The 17,204-nt window shown below is 72.3% G+C and carries 14 protein-coding genes; 3 read left to right on the forward strand and 11 right to left on the reverse strand.

Annotated features, from left to right (window positions below; translation table 11 throughout):
• Positions 1–22 precede the first annotated feature (22 nt).
• The 9 genes from ACQP1N_RS24140 to ACQP1N_RS24180 all read right to left on the reverse strand — a co-directional run bounded on the left by ACQP1N_RS24140 (position 23) and on the right by ACQP1N_RS24180 (position 10,618).
• The gene (locus ACQP1N_RS24140) at positions 23–1,945 is read right to left on the reverse strand and encodes a TIGR03960 family B12-binding radical SAM protein (protein ID WP_433226782.1); all 1,923 of its coding nucleotides are present in this window, start codon (positions 1,943–1,945) and stop codon (positions 23–25) included.
• Between the two features lie 60 nt (positions 1,946–2,005).
• Positions 2,006–3,190: a rod shape-determining protein RodA gene (gene rodA / locus ACQP1N_RS24145; protein WP_242608972.1), complete on the reverse strand. Its 1,185-nt coding sequence runs from the start codon at positions 3,188–3,190 to the stop codon at positions 2,006–2,008.
• Positions 3,187–5,259: a penicillin-binding protein 2 gene (gene mrdA / locus ACQP1N_RS24150; protein ID WP_067794120.1), complete on the reverse strand. Its 2,073-nt coding sequence runs from the start codon at positions 5,257–5,259 to the stop codon at positions 3,187–3,189. Before mrdA ends, rodA begins: the two co-directional genes overlap by 4 nt.
• Positions 5,256–5,855: a rod shape-determining protein MreD gene (gene mreD, locus ACQP1N_RS24155; protein WP_067794121.1), complete on the reverse strand. Its 600-nt coding sequence runs from the start codon at positions 5,853–5,855 to the stop codon at positions 5,256–5,258. The genes mrdA and mreD overlap by 4 nt, the downstream gene beginning before the upstream one ends.
• Position 5,856: 1 nt before the next feature.
• The gene (mreC, locus tag ACQP1N_RS24160) at positions 5,857–6,846 is read right to left on the reverse strand and encodes a rod shape-determining protein MreC (RefSeq protein ID WP_067794122.1); all 990 of its coding nucleotides are present in this window, start codon (positions 6,844–6,846) and stop codon (positions 5,857–5,859) included.
• Positions 6,847–6,880: 34 nt separating this feature from the next.
• The gene (locus ACQP1N_RS24165; protein ID WP_067794123.1) at positions 6,881–7,915 is read right to left on the reverse strand and encodes a rod shape-determining protein; all 1,035 of its coding nucleotides are present in this window, start codon (positions 7,913–7,915) and stop codon (positions 6,881–6,883) included.
• Between the two features lie 196 nt (positions 7,916–8,111).
• Positions 8,112–8,522 carry a nucleoside-diphosphate kinase gene (ndk, locus tag ACQP1N_RS24170; RefSeq protein WP_067794124.1) on the reverse strand — a complete coding sequence of 137 codons (411 nt, stop codon included), beginning with the start codon at positions 8,520–8,522 and terminating at the stop codon, positions 8,112–8,114.
• 333 nt (positions 8,523–8,855) lie between these two features.
• Positions 8,856–9,200, reverse strand: coding sequence for a DUF4233 domain-containing protein (locus ACQP1N_RS24175; RefSeq protein WP_067794125.1), 345 nt, complete (start codon positions 9,198–9,200; stop codon positions 8,856–8,858).
• Entirely contained in the window at positions 9,197–10,618 is a 1,422-nt protein-coding gene (locus ACQP1N_RS24180) for a bifunctional folylpolyglutamate synthase/dihydrofolate synthase (protein WP_407642234.1), read from the reverse strand. Before ACQP1N_RS24180 ends, ACQP1N_RS24175 begins: the two co-directional genes overlap by 4 nt.
• Before the next feature lie 71 nt (positions 10,619–10,689).
• Between ACQP1N_RS24180 and ACQP1N_RS24185 the strand changes: the two genes are divergently transcribed.
• Positions 10,690–11,892, forward strand: a complete 1,203-nt coding sequence (locus tag ACQP1N_RS24185; RefSeq protein WP_433226787.1) for a hypothetical protein — start codon at positions 10,690–10,692, stop codon at positions 11,890–11,892.
• Here ACQP1N_RS24185 and ACQP1N_RS24190 read toward each other — a convergent pair.
• Together ACQP1N_RS24190 and ACQP1N_RS24195 are read right to left on the reverse strand one after the other, a co-directional pair.
• The gene (locus ACQP1N_RS24190) at positions 11,864–12,778 is read right to left on the reverse strand and encodes a hypothetical protein (RefSeq protein ID WP_433226789.1); all 915 of its coding nucleotides are present in this window, start codon (positions 12,776–12,778) and stop codon (positions 11,864–11,866) included. The genes ACQP1N_RS24185 and ACQP1N_RS24190 overlap by 29 nt on opposite strands.
• Positions 12,779–12,899: 121 nt before the next feature.
• On the reverse strand, positions 12,900–15,521 hold the full coding sequence (locus ACQP1N_RS24195; protein WP_433226791.1) for a valine--tRNA ligase: 2,622 nt from the start codon (positions 15,519–15,521) through the stop codon (positions 12,900–12,902).
• Positions 15,522–15,730: 209 nt separating this feature from the next.
• On the opposite strand from ACQP1N_RS24195, the gene ACQP1N_RS24200 reads away from it, so the two are divergent.
• A complete protein-coding gene (locus ACQP1N_RS24200; protein WP_084262513.1) occupies positions 15,731–16,528 on the forward strand; it encodes a sensor histidine kinase in 798 nt (265 codons plus the stop codon).
• Complete coding sequence (locus ACQP1N_RS24205; protein WP_067794129.1) at positions 16,529–17,185, forward strand: response regulator transcription factor; 657 nt, start codon at positions 16,529–16,531, stop codon at positions 17,183–17,185. It begins immediately after the preceding gene.
• Positions 17,186–17,204: the final 19 nt, after the last annotated feature.

The raw sequence follows: 17,204 nt of genomic DNA on the forward strand, positions 1-17,204 counted from the left end.
GGGTCGCCCGGCCGCGCGCCGGTCAGACCACCGACAGCGGGAGGAGTTTCCTGCCGGTCGGGCCGATCTGGATCTCGGTGCCCATGGTCGGGCAGACGCCGCAGTCGTAGCAGGGCGTCCAGCGGCAGTCCTCGACCTCGGTCTCGTCGATGGCGTCCTGCCAGTCCTGCCAGAGCCACTCGCGGTCGAGACCGGCGTCGAGGTGGTCCCAGGGCAGCACCTCGACCTCGTCGCGCTCCCGGACGGTGTACCAGGCGAGGTCGACGGGCTCGTCGGCGAACGCCTTCTCGGCGCAGACCGTCCAGCGCTCGTAGGAGAAGTGCTCGCTCCAGCCGTCGAAGCGGCCGCCGTCCGCCCAGACGGCGCGGATGACCTTGCCGACGCGGCGGTCGCCGCGCGACAGCAGCCCCTCGATGATGGACGGCTTCCCGTCGTGGTAGCGCAGGCCGATGGCGCGGCCGTACTCCTTGTCGCCGCGCAGGGCGTCCTTGAGCGCGTGCAGGCGGCGGTCGACGGTCTCGTGGTCGCACTGGGCGGCCCACTGGAACGGGGTGTGCGGCTTGGGCACGAACCCGCCGATGGACACCGTGCAGCGGATGTCCTTGCGGCCGGTCGCCTCGCGCCCCGCCGCGATGACGCGGCGGGCCATGTCCGCGATCGCGAGGACGTCCTCGTCCTCCTCGGTGGGCAGGCCGCACATGAAGTAGAGCTTGACCTGACGCCAGCCGTTCTCGTAGGCGGTGCTCACGGTGCGGATCAGGTCGTCCTCGGTGACCATCTTGTTGATCACCTTGCGCATCCGCTCGGAGCCGCCCTCCGGCGCGAACGTCAACCCGGAACGCCGGCCACCGCGCGAGAACTCGCCCGCGAGCGTGATGTTGAAGGCGTCCACGCGGGTGGACGGCAGCGACAGCGAGGTGTTCGTGCCCTCGTACCGGTCGGCGAGACCCCGGGCGATGTCGCCGATCTCGCTGTGGTCGGCGCTGGACAGGCTGAGCAGCCCGACCTCCTGGAAGCCGGACTCCTTGAGGCCCTGCTCGACCATGTTCCCGATCGTGGTGATCGACCGCTCCCGCACCGGACGGGTGATCATCCCGGCCTGGCAGAACCGGCAGCCGCGGGTGCAGCCGCGGAAGATCTCCACGCTGTACCGCTCGTGCACGGTCTCGGCCAGCGGGACCAGGGGCTTCTTCGGGTACGGCCACTGGTCGAGGTCCATGACGGTGTGCTTCTCGATCCGCCAGGGGACGCCCGGACGGTTCGGCGCGACCCGCTGGATGCGGCCGTCCGGCAGGTAGGTGACGTCGTAGAAGCGGGGGACGTACACGCCGCCGGACGCGGCGAGCCGCAGGAGCAGTCCGTCCCGCCCGCCGGGCTCCCCCTCGTCCTTCCACTCGCGGATCACCTCGGTGATGGCGAGGACGATCTCCTCGCCGTCGCCGAGCACGGCGGCGTCGAGGAAGTCGGCGATGGGCTCGGGGTTGAACGCGGCGTGCCCGCCCGCGATGACGATCGGGTGGTCATCGGTGCGGTCGGCGGCCTCCAGCGGGATGCCGGCGAGGTCCAGCGCCGTGAGCAGGTTGGTGTAGCCGAGTTCGGTGGAGAACGACACGCCGAACACGTCGAACGCCGCGACCGGGCGGTGCGCGTCCACGGTGAACTGCGGGATGCCGTGCTCGCGCATGACGGCCTCCATGTCGGGCCAGACCGAGTAGGTCCGCTCCGCGAGCACGCCGTCGCGCTCGTTCAGGATCTCGTAAAGAATCTGGACGCCCTGGTTCGGCTGCCCGACCTCGTAGGCGTCCGGGTACATCAGCGCCCACCGGACCTCGGCCTCGTCCCAGTCCTTGAGCTGGGAGTTCAGCTCGCCGCCAACGTACTGAATCGGCTTCTGCACGCTCGGGAGCAGCGGCTCCAGGCGCGGGAAGAGCGACTCGACCGGCATGACGGAACCCTCCGTGCAGGGGACGTGGGATGAACGCCCAGCCTACGCGGTCGCCCGCCGCTAATCGAATGCGCGGCGGCGCACGTGCACGGCCTGCAGCAGCCCGAAAGCGATCATGTTCGCGAAGGTGGCGGAGCCGCCGTAGGACACGAACGGCAGCGGCAGCCCGGTGATCGGCATGATCCCGATCGTCATGCCGACGTTCTCGAACGTCTGGAACCCCAGCCAGCACACGACGCCGGTCGCGACGAGCGTGCCGAACAGGTCGGCGGCCTGGGTCGCGATCCGCAGCCCGCGCCACAGCACCACGCCGAGCAGCGCGACGATGATCGCGGCGCCGACGAAGCCGAGTTCCTCCCCCGCCACCGTGAAGATGAAGTCGGTCTGCTGCTCGGGCACGAAATGCCCGCTGGTCTGCTCGCCGTGGAACAGTCCCTTGCCGAGCGCGCCGCCCGACCCGATCGCGATCCGCGCCTGCTGGGCGTTGTAGCCGGCGCCGCGCGGGTCGGCCTCCGGGTTGATGAACGCGGTGAACCGGTCGATCTGGTAGGACTCCAGCAGCCCGAAGAACCAGACGGCGGCGGCCGCGGCGACTCCGCCGCCGACCAGGCCGAACAGCCAGCGCTTCTGCGCACCGGAGATCGCCAGCATGCCGAGCACGACCGCGATGAACACCAGCGTGGTGCCGAGGTCCGGCTGCAGCATGATCAGCAGGCCGGGCACCCCGGCGAGGGCGAGCGCGAGCAGCACGTCCCGGCGGCCCGGCCCGATCTCGCCGTCCCGCGGCTCGCCCAGGATCATCGCGAGCAGCACCACGAGGCCGACCTTCGCGAACTCCGACGGCTGCACCTGGAACCCGCCGCCGATCACGATCCACGAGTGCGAGCCGTTGATCGTCGAGCCCAGCGGGGTCAGCACGGCGAGCAGCCCCACGCACGCCAGCCCGTACAGGATCGGGACGTAGGCGCGCAGGAGCCGGTAGTCCAGGACGGTGATGACGCCGCCGAGCACGAACCCGATGATCAGGTTCAGGATGTGCCGCTTGAGCAGGCCCTCCGGGTCCTTGCCCTGCTCGGTCAGCAGGTGGAACGTGGCCGAGCGCACCAGCATCGCGCCCACCACCGACAGCGCCAGCACGGCGACGAACAGCGGCCAGTCGAGCCGCCGCAGCCCGGCGAGCCGGCTCCCCCACGTCCGCCGCGCGCCGTATCCCTCAACGGACCCCACGCCCGTACCGGTGATCACGGGGCGGCTCCCACGCCGGGCATCTTCGGCAGTTCGGAGGGGAGCCTTCCGTCCTTGAGGAGGGGCTTGCCGCCCTTCGTCCCGTACATGGCCTCCCAGATCTCCCGGACGGCCGGCGCGGCCGTCTGCGCTCCCTGGCCGCCCTGCGAGACCATCACGACGACCGCGAAACGCGGGTCCTTCACCGGCCCGAACGAGGCGAACCAGGACGTGTCCTGCTTGCCGTACACCTCCGCGGTACCGGTCTTGCCGCCGACGTCGACGCGCTTGAAGTCGAACCCGGAGAACGCGCCGGACGCCGTACCGCTCTTCGTCACGTCCCCCAGGGCGGCGCGCATGTACTTCAGCACCTTCCCGTCGACGGGCAGCCGCTCCGGCGGCGGCGCGTCGATCCTGCGGACGAGCGTGCCGTCCGGCCGCACGACCGCGACGCCGAGCCGGGGCGCGAACAGCTTGCCGCCGTTCGCGACCGCCGCGTACGCGCGGACGAGCTGCAGCGGCGTCACCAGCACGTCGCCCTGCCCGACGGAGAAGTTCGCGGCGTCACCGGGCCGCCACACATAGCCCTCGACGCAGTTCTCCGCCGCGACCGCCTTCAGGTAGGCGGCGCGCGCCGGGTCGGTCTTCGCGACCTCGGGGTAGCCCTCCTTGGCCCCCTTGCAGTTGGCCTTCTTGGTGATCTCCCAGAAGTCCTTCTTCCAGCCGCGGTCGGGGATGCGGCCGAAACTCTCGCTGGGGAGGTCGATGCCGGTCTTGGCGCCGAACCCGAAGCGGCGGGCCATCTTCACCATCGGGTCGGACGGGTTCTTCTTCGGACTCGTCCCGCCGTCGCGCTGCCACTCCTCGTAGGCGAAGCGGTAGAAGATCGTGTCGCAGGACTTCACCAGCGCCGTGTGCAGCGTCATCGGGCCGAGTTCTTCGCCCTCGAAGTTGCGGAACGCGCGGTTGCCGACGTTGTAGGAGCCGGGGCAGTCGTAGATGCCGTTCAGGCCGTTGCCGTCCGCCACCGCCGCGGCCACCGAGGAGATCTTGAACGTGGAGCCGGGCGCGAACTGCCCCTGGGTGACCCGGGAGATCAGCGGCTCGCCCTCCTTCTTGCCGAGCAGCGCGTCGTACTGCTCCTGGGAGATGCCGCCGGTCCAGATGGTGGGGTTGTAGGTCGGGTAGCTGGCCATCGCGACCATCCGGCCTGTCCGCACGTCCATCACGACCGCGGCGCCGGCGTCGGCCGGGCGGCCGGCCCTGCGCGCATTGTCGATCGTACGCTTGAGCGCCTTCTCCGCCGCACCCTGTACGCCGGCGTCGATGCTGGTGACGAGGTTGCTGCCGGACGTCGGCGGCTGCTCGGCGGCGGTGCCGGTGACGCGGCCCTGGCTGTCGACGAGAACCTTGCGGAATCCGGGCTCGCCGCGCAGCGCCGCGTCGTACTGCGCCTCCAGCCCGGCGCGCCCGACGAGGTCGACGCCGCTGTACCCGGTGACCTTCAGGCCCTTGCGCTTGTCGAGTTCCTCCTGGGTGACGGGCTGCAGGTACCCGAGGACCTGCGCGGCGTTCGCGCCCCCCGGCTCCGGGTAGTCGCGGACGGCCTGGAGTTGCGCGGTGACACCGGGGAAGTCCTCCTGGCGCTCCATGATCTGCAGGGCGCGCTTGGGGTCGACGTGGTCCTCGACGGGGATCGGCTGGTACGGGGAGCCGGGCCAGCACGGCCGCTTGACGGTGGGCCCGCACAGCCGGATCCGCTTGGAGATCTCCTGGTAACTCGTCCCGAGGACGCCGGCGAGCCGTCTCAGGACGGTCTCGCCCCCGTCCTTGCGCCGCATCAGCGTCGTCCGGTTGACGGACACGACGAGCGCGCTGCGATTGCGGACGAGGGGCTGGCCCCGGTCGTCCAGGATCATGCCGCGGACGGCGGGGACGACGATGTCGCGGGTGCGGTTCTGGGCGGCGATCTCCTTGTAGTGCCCGCCTTCCATGACCTGCAGTGCCCACATGCGTCCGACCAGGATGAGCAGCATCGCGCCGACGAGCACGTAGAGGACGACGAGGCGGAAGTGGGTCCTCGGGTTCACAGGTTCCCGCCCCGCCCCGACATCGCGCGGTAGCGGGCGGCGGGCACCGCGAGACGGTCGCCGCGGGACCGTTCGCCGCGCTCGTACCGGCGGGTGACGCGCAGCACCGCCCACACGACGAACGGGCTTGCGAGGACGTCGTAGAGGACCTGCAGCGGGACCATGCTCGACACCGTCGCCCACTCGGCGCGCGGGTCGCCGAGGATCATCCCGGTCGCCGCGTACAGCACGGTCCCGGCGGTGGCGCCGGCGGCGACGGCGAAGAACGGCACGACGGACTGGCGGTCCATCTCGGCGGACGCGGCGCCGCACAGGAACCCGATCAGGCAGTAGACGAGCGCGTACCGGCCGAGGGTGTGGTCGGCGGGCGGGACGATGTCGGCGGCGAGCCCGGCGAGGAACCCGGCGACCATGCCGGTCATCGACCCGGCGACCAGGGCGAGCGCGACGACGGCGAGCAGCACCAGGTCGGGCTGGACGCCGCCGGGCAGCGGGAGGCGGTTCGCCACCGACACCTGCAGGATCAGCGTTACGGCGATCACCACCGCGGTGACCGCGATGCGGCCGGCCGGCGACGCCTCGGGCGGGTTCAGCACGTCACTCCCCCGGAGTCGGATTCGTGGTCGGGCTCTTGGAGCCGCGCGGCCTCGCCTTCGGGCTCCCGCTCGCCTTCGGGCTCGTGCTCGGGCTCGGTGTCGCCGTCGGGCTCGGCTTCGGCGGCAGCACCGCGTCCCGCGGATCGGTCTTCGGCGGGGCGACCACGACGGCGACGACGTCCAGGCTGGTGAACCGGACGAACGGCCGGATGTAGGCGGTGCGGGTCAGCCCGCCGGTGGGCTTTTCGATCCGCTCGACCACGCCGATCGGGAGGCCGGGCACGTACGGGCGCTGGCCCTGCGACCCGAGCGTCACGATCCGCTGGCCGACGTGGATCGGCGCGGCGGCGTCCAGCAACTGGAACCGCAGCGGCGTGTCGCCGCCCCGGCCGATGCCGCGGCGGCCGCGGCCCTGGGTGATCCCGATCTCCTTGGAGTCCTCCAGGCGGGAGCCGATGGAGGAGGTCTGGTCGGTGGCGAGCAGGACGGTCGAGGTGGCGGGCCCGACGCGGGTGACGCGGCCGACGAGCCCGTCCGCGCTCATCACGGTCATGTCGGGCTTGATGCCGCTGCTGCTGCCGACGTCGATCGTGACGGTGTCCTCGAAGCCCTGCCCGGCGGAGATGACCTGCGCGGCGTGGACCTTGTAGCCGCCCATTCCCGCGGTGCCGAGCAGCCGCTCCAGCTGCGCCGACCGGTCCTTGTCCAGGTGGGCGGAGCGCAACTGCTCGCGTAGCCGCTGGTTCTGCCGTTCGAGCTGGTCGGCGCGGCGCCGCTCGCCGGGCGCGTCGGTGATCGCGCCGAGGGTGTTGCCCACCGGCCGGACGATGGACGCCGAGACCCGCTCCACCGGGCCGAACACGGTGGCGCCGAAATCGCGCAGGCCGCGCAGCGGGGAGTTCGCCCCGCCGCGGTAGTCGACAGTGATCATCATGAGCGCCACGACGAGCAGCCCGCCGAGCACCATGCGGGTGCGCCGGGTGTCCTTCACGCAGCGACCTCCGGTTTCCTAGTCCGCCGGGAGCTCAGTGCCGCGGCTCCGGTACGAGGACCTGGCGCAGCGACTCGAAGTCCTCCACGCACTTGCCGGTACCGAGCACGACCGAGTCGAGCGGGTTGTCCACCAGGTGGATGGGCATCCCGGTCTCCTCGCGGAGGCGCTCGTCGAGGTTCTTCAGCAGCGCACCGCCACCGGTGAGCGCGATGCCGCGATCCATGATGTCGCCCGACAGCTCGGGCGGGCACTTGTCGAGCGTGGTCTTCACCGCGTCCACCACGGCGTTGACCGGTTCCTCGATCGCCCGCCGCACCTCCTCCGCGGAGATCACCACGGTCTTCGGCAGCCCGCTCACGAGGTCGCGGCCCCGGATCTCGGCGTGCGGCTCCTCGTCGCCGCCGGGATAGGCCGACCCGATCGCCATCTTGATCTCCTCGGCGGTACGTTCCCCGAGCATCAGGGAGTACTCCTTCTTGGAGAACGAGATGACGGCCTGGTCCAGCTCGTCGCCGCCCACGCGGACGGACTGGCTGGTGACGATGCCGCCGAGCGAGATGATCGCGACCTCGGTGGTGCCGCCCCCTATGTCGACGACCATGTTCCCGGTCGGCTCGTAGACCGGCAGCCCGGCGCCGATCGCGGCGGCCATCGGCTCCTCGATGATGTAGACGCGGCGGGCGCCGGCCTGGTAGCCGGCCTCCTTCACCGCGCGCTGCTCCACCCCGGTGATCCCGCTCGGGACGGCCACGACGATCCGCGGCTTGGCGAAGTGCCGGCGCTTGTGGACCTTCTGGATGAAGTACCGCAGCATGCGCTCGGTGACGTCGAAGTCGGCGATGACCCCGTCCTTGAGCGGGCGGACGGCAACGATGTTGCCGGGCGTGCGGCCGATCATCCGTTTCGCCTCGATGCCCACCGCGACGATCTTCCCGGTGTTGGTATTGATCGCCACCACGGAGGGTTCGTTCAGGACGATGCCACGCCCGCGCACGTACACCAGTGTGTTGGCGGTACCGAGATCGACGGCCATGTCACGGCCAAGAAACGACAGCTTGTTGCCCATGAAGAAAGGGAGCCCTTCATGATTGACGGGCGTGTATAGCGGCGCGTCCATCGTAACGTGCGCCCCCACCCGCGGGCAGTCACCCCGCCGTCGCGCGTCGCCGAAAAAACACGTTCTGACCAGCTCGATTTTGGCTAAAGAAGACGCGGGCCGGAAGATCCGGCCCGCGCTCGAGCGTCGCCCCTCCGGGCGCTCCTCAGCCCAGTTCGGGGAAGAAGAGCTTGATCTCGCGCTCGGCGGAGTAGGTGGAGTCGGAACCGTGCACGATGTTCTCACCGATCTCCAGGGCGAAATCGCCGCGGATGGTGCCGGGGGCGGCGCTGACCGGGTCGGTGGCACCGGCCAGGGAGCGGAACGCCTCGATGGCGCGAGGGCCCTCGACGACCATGGCGACGAGCGGGCCGCCGGTGATGAAGTCGACCAGCTCGCCGAAGAACGGCTTGCTCGCGTGCTCCTCGTAGTGGGCCTCGGCGGTCTCGCGGGCGAGGGTGCGCAGTTCCAGCGCGACGAGCTTCAGGCCCTTGCGCTCGATCCGGGAGATGACCTCGCCGATGACTCCGCGGCGGACGCCATCGGGCTTGACCAGGACAAGAGTGCGCTCGGACACGGGTGGTTCTCCTTGCGGAATTTCGGATTCGGTGAGCGCGCGAATACTACCCGGCTCGCGGAGCGGAGGCGGAATTCCCGGGGCGCCGCACGCCGGGAGTCCCGCCGCGAACACGGGGAGTGACCACGTCGGGGGGCGCGGCGACGGCCACGGCCGTGCGGGACGCCGGAACGCGCCGGGCGGCCGGTCTTCGCCTGCGGACGAGGGCGCGGCCGGTTCCCGCGGAGGGACGCCCGCCGGACGCGCATTTCCCGGACGAGAGGGGTGTCCAAATTATGGCGATAACCGTAATTTGCGGTAATCAGCGGTGAAATGGCCGCCGCCCCGCCGGACTCAGCGCGGCTGCGCGCTCATCGCCTTGCGGCCGAGCCAAATGGCCGTCCCCCAAAGCGCCCCGAACACGGCGCCGAGGAAGAACATCGCCGGCACCATGAACCCGGTCGCGATGATGAGCACCTGCAGGCCGGTGCCGGCCGGGATCGCCCACGGGCGGCGCAGCAGCCCGGCCAGCACCAGGCAGGCGGCCGCGAGGCTCCCGCACACCGCGCCGGCGGTCGCGCCGTCCACCTTCAGCACGGCGACGGCGACCGGGATCGCCAGCGCGATGACGATGGCCTCGCATCCCAGCACCGTGGCGAACAGCCGCCGTGCCGGGTTCCCGGCGGTATCAGAGCTCATGACCGGTCCTCCACACGCAGCAGGGTTCGGGCGTCGCCGGCGGTGACCACCGACCCGGTGACCAGCACCCCGGCGCCCCGGTACTCGCCGGTCTCCTCGGCGAACCCGATCGCCCGGTCGATGGCGTCGTCCAGGCGCGCCGCGACATGCACGCGCTCGGGGCCGAACACGCCCTCGGCGATCTCGGCCAGTTCCTCCGGCGGCATCGAGCGCGGCGAGGAGTTACGGGTCACCACCAGTTCGGCCAGCACGGGTTCGAGCTGGTCCAGGACGCCGGCGACGTCCTTGTCGGCGGCGATGGCGAGCACCCCGGCGAGCCGGGTGAAGCCGAACGACTCGGTGACCGTCGCGACGGTCGCCGCCATCCCGGCCGGGTTGTGCGAGGAGTCCAGCAGGACGGTCGGGCCCGTCCGCGCGACCTCCAGCCGTCCCGGCGAGGCCGACTTGGCGAAGCCGCTGCGCACCAGCGCCGGATCGAGCTGCCCCTCGTTCCCGCCGAGATAGGGCTCGCCGGGCGCGACGCGGGTCGCGGCCTCCAGGTCCGCCTCTCCCCTGGTCGGCGCGCCGCTCGCGAACGCCTCCACGGCGGCGAGGGCCGTCGCGGCGTTGCCCGCCTGGTGCTCGCCGAACAGCGGCAGGAAGATCTCGTCGTAGACGCCGTGCAGGCCCTGCAGCCGGAGCTGCTGGCCGCCGACGGCGACGTCCCGGCTCAGCACGCCGTACTCGATACCCTCGCGTGCCGCCGCCGCACCGGTCTCCACGATCCGCCGCAGCAGCACCTCGGCCGCCTCGACCGGCTGCTGCGCCAGCACCACGACCGCGCCGGTCTTGATGATCCCGGACTTCTCCCCGGCGATCTCCTCCAGCGTGTCGCCCAGGTAGCGGGTGTGGTCCAGCCCGATCGGGGTGATCACGGCGACGGTGCCGTCCGCGACGTTCGTGGCGTCCCACGCGCCGCCCATGCCCGCCTCGACCACGGCCACGTCGACCGGCGCGTCCGCGAACGCGGCGAACGCCATCGCCGTCAGGACCTCGAAGAACGACAGCCGCGCCGTGTGCTTGCCGTCGACCAGCTCCACGTAGGGCAGGACGTCGTTGAACGTCTCGACGAACCGTTCCTCGCTGATCGGCTCCCCGTCGATCGCGATGCGCTCGCGCAACGTGGTCAGCTCGGGGCTGGTGTACAGGCCGGTGCGCAGCCCGCGCTCGCGGAGCAGCGACTCGATGAGCCGGGCCGTGCTGGACTTGCCGTTCGTCCCGGCGATGTGGATCACCGGATACGCGCGGTGCGGTTCCCCCAGGACATCGACCAGATCGCGGATGCGGTCGAGGGTGGGATCGATCTCCCACTCGACCCCACGGGCCATGATCGCGCCTACGGTCGCCCGGTAGCCGGCCGGTTCGGTTCCCTGACTCACGGTCTCAGAGCCTACTCGGCGACGGCCGGGGCTCCGTCCGGCCCCATGCCGCAAGCCCCACACTGGAAGGCATGGACGTGTTCTTCCGGGAATGGGAGCGGCGTGCGCCGGGCGAGACCCGCGACATCGGACGGGCCCGCGCCCTGGCCCGCGCGCTGGGCGTCCTCGCCCCGGGCGCTCCCGTCCTGACGGTCGTGGGGTCCAAGGGGAAGGGCACGACCGCGATCTACGCGTCGGCCTTTCTCGCCGCCGCCGGGCGTCGCGTATGCACCGTCACAAGCCCCGGCCTGCGCACGAACCGGGACCGGATCAGGATCGACGGGCGCGCCGTCTCGCCGGAGGAACTCGCCTTCCTGGCCGGCGCCCTCGACGCGGCCATCGGCACTCTTCCGCCGGCCTCGGGCGGTTATCTGTCGCCGTCGGGCCTGTTCACCCTCGCGGGCGTCCTGCACGCGCGGCGGGCCGGCGCCGACGCGCTCGTCCTGGAGGCCGGGATGGGCGGACGCTCGGACGAGGTGAGCCTGTTCCCGCCCGCCGTCGCCGCGATCACGCCGATCTTCCGGGAGCACGCCGGCGTGCTCGGAGACACCGAGGCGGAGATCGCGGAGGAGAAACTCGGCGTGGCCGGGCCGGAGACGGTCGTGCTATCCGCGCCGCAATCGCCGCGGGTCGCCGAGGTGCTGCGGGACGCCGAGATCGTCGGGCCGGGAGGCAGCGGGCTGCCCGCCGGCCTGCTGCCCGCCGGGCTCGGACGGGCCGGCGCCGAACTCGGCGTCGCCGCGGCCCGCCGCATGCCGGAGGTGCCCGAACCGCCGGCCGGGACGCTGCGGGAGGTGATGTCCTCGATCGTCCTGCCCGGACGGCTGTCCTGGCACGACGTGCCCGGGTCGGCGACAAGGCTGCTCGTCGACTCCGCCATCGACCGCGCCGGCGTCGCCGCCGCCCTGGCCGCCGCGCGGGACGCCTGGGGGACGATCGACCACGTCGTCGTCTGCCTCCCCGACCACAAGGACCTCGCCGGGGCCATCGCCGAACTCGGCACGCTGCCCGTGACGTCCGTCCGGCTGCCGCTGCCGCACCTGCGCTTCACCCACCCGACGCCGCCCGGCTGGGACGTCGTCGGCGCGGGCGCCATCACACCGGAGTCGCTCGCGACGCTCGGGCACCGCGTGGTCGTGCTCGGCACCGGCTACTTCACCGGGCGCGTCCTCGGCGTGGTCGGCGCCGACACCGAGCGGCTCTTCGTCACCTCGGCCGCTCGACGTCCCTCCTGATCCGGTGCATCACGTCGGCCATCAGCGAGAACTGGGGGTTCAGCGTCGGCCGGTTGGACGCGACGATGCCGTAGGAGTCCGCGGTCGCCCACGCGCAGTACGTGTGGGTCTCGGCCAGGACGGCGAACGTGCCGCAGACCGCCTTCCCGCCCCTGCCGCCCGGCGCGGCGTCCTGCCCCGCGATGAACGTGGTGGGCTGCGCCTTCTGCAGGAAGTCCGCCGGGTCGCCGACCGCGCCCGTCCCGCCCATGAACAGGACGTTGATCCCGCGCACCGGCCCCTCGGCGTAAACGGCCGTACCGTGCTCGGCGACCGGGACGCCGCCCGCCTCGACCGCACCCGCGATGAACGGGTACGCGGCGCTCGCCTGCGGCGCCACCAGGCCGTCCCTGTGCAGCCCACCGGCCACCGGACCGGCATTGATGATCTTCTTGGACGCGGGGACGGCCGCCCGGCGGGCGTCCTTGGCGTCGCCGCCGCCCGCCCGGAAGGCGAGCGCGCCCGCGAGCAGCAGCACCACGGCGACCACGGTGATGCCCGCGACCGGCAGCAGCCTCGGGAGCCCCCGCTCCCTCGCCGCCGGGCCGCCGGGCGCCACCGGCGGCGGGCCGGTGCCGGCCACGGGATGCGCGCCCGAGCCGCCCACCCGCGCGAACGGGCCCGTGCCGCCCGGCGGGCGGGGCAGGACCTGCGGCCCGGTGCCGTTCACCACCGGACGCGGGCCCGTCGCCTCACCGATGTCGGCCGACCACCACGGGCGCATCCGGCCCCAGGGCGCCGAAGCCGCGGCCCTCGGCGCGGACCCGTCCTCGCTGACCTCCGCCGCGCCCAGGTCATCACCGGACGCGAAGTCCGGCGTGCCGGACCGAGGGGGTGATTCGGCCATTGCACTCCCGATGGTTCATGTACCGCCAAAGCCCGCGGGCCCAACCGGATCGTAACGGCGGCGGGCCCGCCGCGCCGACGGTTCACGCGCTCGTGACCTGCCCGATGGCGAGACGGCCGGTTCAGCCCGCCGGCAGCGCGGTCAGCTGCGCCTCCAGCCGGCTGATGTCGGCCTCCGCCTGGGCCAGCCGATCGCGGTTCTTCGCGACGACCGCCTCCGGGGCCTTCGCCATGAACGCCTCGTTGCCGAGCTTGCGCCGCGCCTGGTCGACCTCCTTGCGGGCGGCGGCCAGGTCCTTCTCCAGCCGCTTGCGCTCGGCGGCGACGTCGATGGCGCCGGCGGTGTCGAGCCGGACCGCGGCCCCCTCGACCGACAGCGACGCGGTCGCGGCGAACGCCTCGCCCGGCTCGGTGAGCCGCAGCAGGACGCGGACGCCCTCCTCGTGCGCGGCCAGCGGCGAGCCGTGCCACTCCAGCGCGGCGGCGACCCGCTGGCCGGGCTTGAGGCCCTGGTCGGCGCGGAAGCGGCGGACCTCGGTGACGAGCCGCTGCAGCGACTCGACGACGGCCTCGGCGCCCCGGTCGGCGCGGCCCGGCTCGGCGGCCGGCCACGGCGCGGTGACGATCGTGTCCCCGCCGGTCAGGGACGTCCACAGCTCCTCGGTGACGAACGGGATCACCGGGTGCAGCAGCCGCAGCAGCTTGTCGAGGACCTCGCCGAGGACACGGCGCGTCGCTTCGGCGCGCTCGTCGGCCAGCTGGACCTTCGCCAGCTCCACGTACCAGTCGCAGACCTCGTCCCACGCGAAGTGGTAGAGCGCCTCGCACGCCTTCGCGAAGTCGTAGGACTCCAGGTGCTCGTCCACCTCGGCGATGACGGCCTGCAGGCGCGACAGGATCCAGGCGTCCACCGTGGTCACGTCCGCCGGCATGTCGCCGCGGACGTGCGCGCCGTTGATGAGCGCGAACCGGGTCGCGTTCCACAGCTTGTTGCAGAAGTTGCGCGAGCCCTGCGCCCACTGCTCGGCCACCGGGACGTCGCCGCCCGGGTTCGCGCCGCGCAGCAGCGTGAAACGGGTCGCGTCCGCGCCGTACGCGTCGACCCAGTCGAGCGGGTCGATGACGTTCCCGAACGACTTGGACATCTTCTTGCCGAACTGGTCGCGGACCATCCCGTGCAGGGCGATGGTCTGGAACGGCTGGACGCCGTCCATCGCGTACAGGCCGAACATCATCATCCGGGCGACCCAGAAGAACAGGATGTCGTAGCCCGTCACCAGCACGGACGTCGGGTAGAACCGCTCCAGCTCGGGGGTCTTGTCCGGCCAGCCGAGCGTGGAGAACGGCCACAGCGCCGAGGAGAACCAGGTGTCGAGGACGTCGGTGTCCCGCGTCCAGCCGGCGGGCGGCTCCTCGTCCGGCCCGGGGCAGACGACCTCGCCGTCCGGCCCGTACCAGACCGGGATGCGGTGCCCCCACCACAGCTGCCGGCTGATGCACCAGTCGTGCATGTTGTCGACCCACTCGAAGTAGCGGGGCGCCATCTCCGGCGGGTGGATGGCGACGCGGCCGTCGCGGACGGCGTCGCCGGCGGCCCGCGCCAGCGACTCCACCTTCACGAACCACTGCAGCGACACGCGCGGCTCGACGACCGTGGCGCAGCGCTGGCAGTGCCCGACCGAATGCTTGTAGGGGCGGATCTCCTTGACGATCCGGCCCTGCTCGCGCAGCGCGGCCACGACCGCCGGGCGCGCCTCGAACCGGTCGAGGCCCTCGAACGGGCCGGACGCGGTGACGACGCCGCGCTCGTCCATGACGGACACCGACGGCAGGTCGTGCCGGCGTCCGATCTCGAAGTCGTTCGGGTCGTGCGCCGGGGTCACCTTGACCGCGCCCGTCCCGAACTCCGGGTCGACGTGCTCGTCCGCGACGACCGGGATGCGGCGGCCGGTCAGCGGAAGCTCGATCTCCCGGCCGACCATGTGCGCGTACCGCTCGTCGTCCGGGTGGACGGCCACGGCGGTGTCGCCGAGCATCGTCTCCGCCCGCGTGGTCGCGACGACGATCTCGTCGTCGCCGGAGCCGTACCGGATCGAGACCAGCTCGCCGTCGACCTCCTCGTGCTCCACCTCGATGTCGGACAGGGCGGTCAGGCAGCGCGGGCACCAGTTGATGATGCGCTCGGCGCGGTAGATCAGCCCGTCGTCGAACAGCCGCTTGAAGATCGTCCGGACGGCCTTCGCGCGGTCGTCGTCCATCGTGAACGCCTCGCGCGTCCAGTCGACGCTGTCGCCGAGGCGGCGCATCTGGCCGAGGATGCGGCCACCGGACTCCGCCTTCCACTGCCAGACCCGCTCCACGAACGCCTCGCGGCCGAGGTCGTGCCGCGACAGGCCCTCCTTGGCCAGCTCACGCTCCACGACGTTCTGCGTGGCGATGCCCGCGTGGTCCATGCCGGGCACCCACACGGTCTCATGCCCCTGCATGCGGCGCCGCCGGATGAGGGTGTCCTGGATGGAGTGGTCGAGGGCGTGCCCCATGTGCAGCGAGCCGGTGACGTTCGGCGGCGGGATCACGATCGAGTACGCGGGACGCTCCGGCGCGCGCCGGGGGTCGGCGGTGAACAGCCCCGCCGATACCCACCGCTCGTAGAGCCGGCCCTCTACCTCGGCCGGTCGGTACTGGGTGGGCAGGTCGACGTCCGCGGCGGCCCCCTGGCCGCGCTCACTGCTGGGCTGTGTCACGGCTGACGATTCTACGGGGGCGGCAAGGGTGGAACGCCCCGGGGACGTGCGCGGGCGCCCGGCGTCCGCGAGGGCGCCGGAGACCGGGAATCCCGCGCCAGAGCGTTTTCCCGTCGCGGTCGGGACACAGGTCACCTGACACCGGGTCGCCTCACCCGCAAAGGTGGCTGCGGAAGGCCCGCGCACCGGGGCGGAGAGAGAGGGACGGGATGCGAGCGGTACTGGCACGCGCCGCCGTGCTTGCCGGCGCGTTCACCGCGGGGGCCGTGGCGGCACGTGCTGCGACCATCCCTCACCTCCACCGGCTCACCGCCGACCTGCAACGTTCCAGGGAGCAGATCCTCGCCAGCCGGGAGGAGGAGCGCCGGCAGCTGCGGCACGACCTGCACGACGGGCTCGGGCCGACGCTGGCGAGCCTCGCCATGTCGCTGGACGCGGCCCGCATCACCCTCGCCTGCGAACCGGAGCGGACCGATCCGCTGCTCGCCGACGTCCGGGACCGGCTGGCCACCGCCGTCGGCGAGATCCGCGAGCTGGCGCACGGGCTGCGGCCGCCCGCGCTGGACGACCTCGGTCTCGTCGCCGCCATCGAGTCGTTCGCGGACGGCTGCTGCGAGCGGGTGGACGTCCGGTTCGACGGCGAGCCCGCGGGGCTGCCCGCGGCCGTGGAGGTCGCGGCGTACCGGATCGCGCAGGAGGCGCTGACGAACATCCGGCTGCACGCGCCCGGGAGCCGCGCGACCGTCCGGCTGAAGCGCGACACCGAACTGCACCTCATGATCGCCGACAGCGGGCCGGGCCTGCCGGACGCCGCGCGGGGCGGCGGCCGGCCGAAGCCGCGCCGCGGTCTGGCCGCGATGAAGGAGTGGGCGGCCGAGGTCGGCGGCAGCTGCGTGATCACCTCCCGGAACGGCGGTGGCACCATCGTCGCCGCCCGGCTGCCGCTCGCCGCCGCGCAGACCGCCGCCGGGTACCATCGTCCTTCGGTCGGCAGAAGGCGGGCGTAGATGACGGAGACCATCCGGGTCCTCATCACCGACGACCATCCGGTGTTCCGGCAGGGCCTGAAGGGTCTCCTGCAGGCGCTGGGCGTGGAGGTCGTCGGCGAGGCCGAGAACGGGCCGGACGCGGTGAAGCTGGCCGCGGAACTGCAGCCGGACGTCGTCGTCATGGACCTGCACATGCCCGGCGGCAACGGCATCGAGGCCACCCGCACCATCACCCGCACCAGCCCGCGCATCGGCGTGCTGGTGCTCACCATGTTCCGCGACGACGACTCGGTCTTCGCGGCGATGCGCGCCGGCGCCCGCGGCTACCTGCTGAAGGAGTCGGGCGCCGAGGAGATCGCCCGCGCGGTGCGCGCGGTCGCGGCGGGCGAGGCCATCTACGGGCCGGAGATCGCGCGCCGGGTCCTCACCTACTTCACCGACATGCCCGACCCGAGGCAGGCCGCGTTCCCCGAACTGACCGAGCGGGAGCGCGAGGTCCTCGAACTGATCGCGCAGGGCCGCAGCAACGCCGAGATCGCCGGGACGCTCTTCCTCAGCCAGAAGACCGTCCGCAACCACGTCTCGAACATCTTCATGAAGCTGCACGTCGCGGACCGCGCCCAGGCCATCGTCAAGGCCCGCGAGGCCGGCCTCGGCGAATCCACCCTCCGCTGACCACCGGGACCGAGAACGC

It is taken from the genome of Actinomadura formosensis (genome assembly GCF_050948385.1).
Classification (GTDB): Bacteria; Actinomycetota; Actinomycetes; order Streptosporangiales; family Streptosporangiaceae; genus Spirillospora; species Spirillospora formosensis.

Bases quoted from the DNA above. Each gene is read 5' to 3' on its own strand.
- ACQP1N_RS24200 (WP_084262513.1), top strand. From the start codon at position 15,731: ATGCGAGCGGTACTGGCACGCGCCGCCGTGCTTGCCGGCGCGTTCACC.
- ACQP1N_RS24185 (WP_433226787.1), top strand. From the start codon at position 10,690: ATGGACGTGTTCTTCCGGGAATGGGAGCGGCGTGCGCCGGGCGAGACC.
- ACQP1N_RS24165 (WP_067794123.1), bottom strand. From the start codon at position 7,915: ATGGGCAACAAGCTGTCGTTTCTTGGCCGTGACATGGCCGTCGATCTC.
- ACQP1N_RS24205 (WP_067794129.1), top strand. From the start codon at position 16,529: ATGACGGAGACCATCCGGGTCCTCATCACCGACGACCATCCGGTGTTC.
- ACQP1N_RS24175 (WP_067794125.1), bottom strand. From the start codon at position 9,200: ATGAGCTCTGATACCGCCGGGAACCCGGCACGGCGGCTGTTCGCCACG.
- ACQP1N_RS24190 (WP_433226789.1), bottom strand. From the start codon at position 12,778: ATGGCCGAATCACCCCCTCGGTCCGGCACGCCGGACTTCGCGTCCGGT.
- ACQP1N_RS24140 (WP_433226782.1), bottom strand. From the start codon at position 1,945: ATGCCGGTCGAGTCGCTCTTCCCGCGCCTGGAGCCGCTGCTCCCGAGC.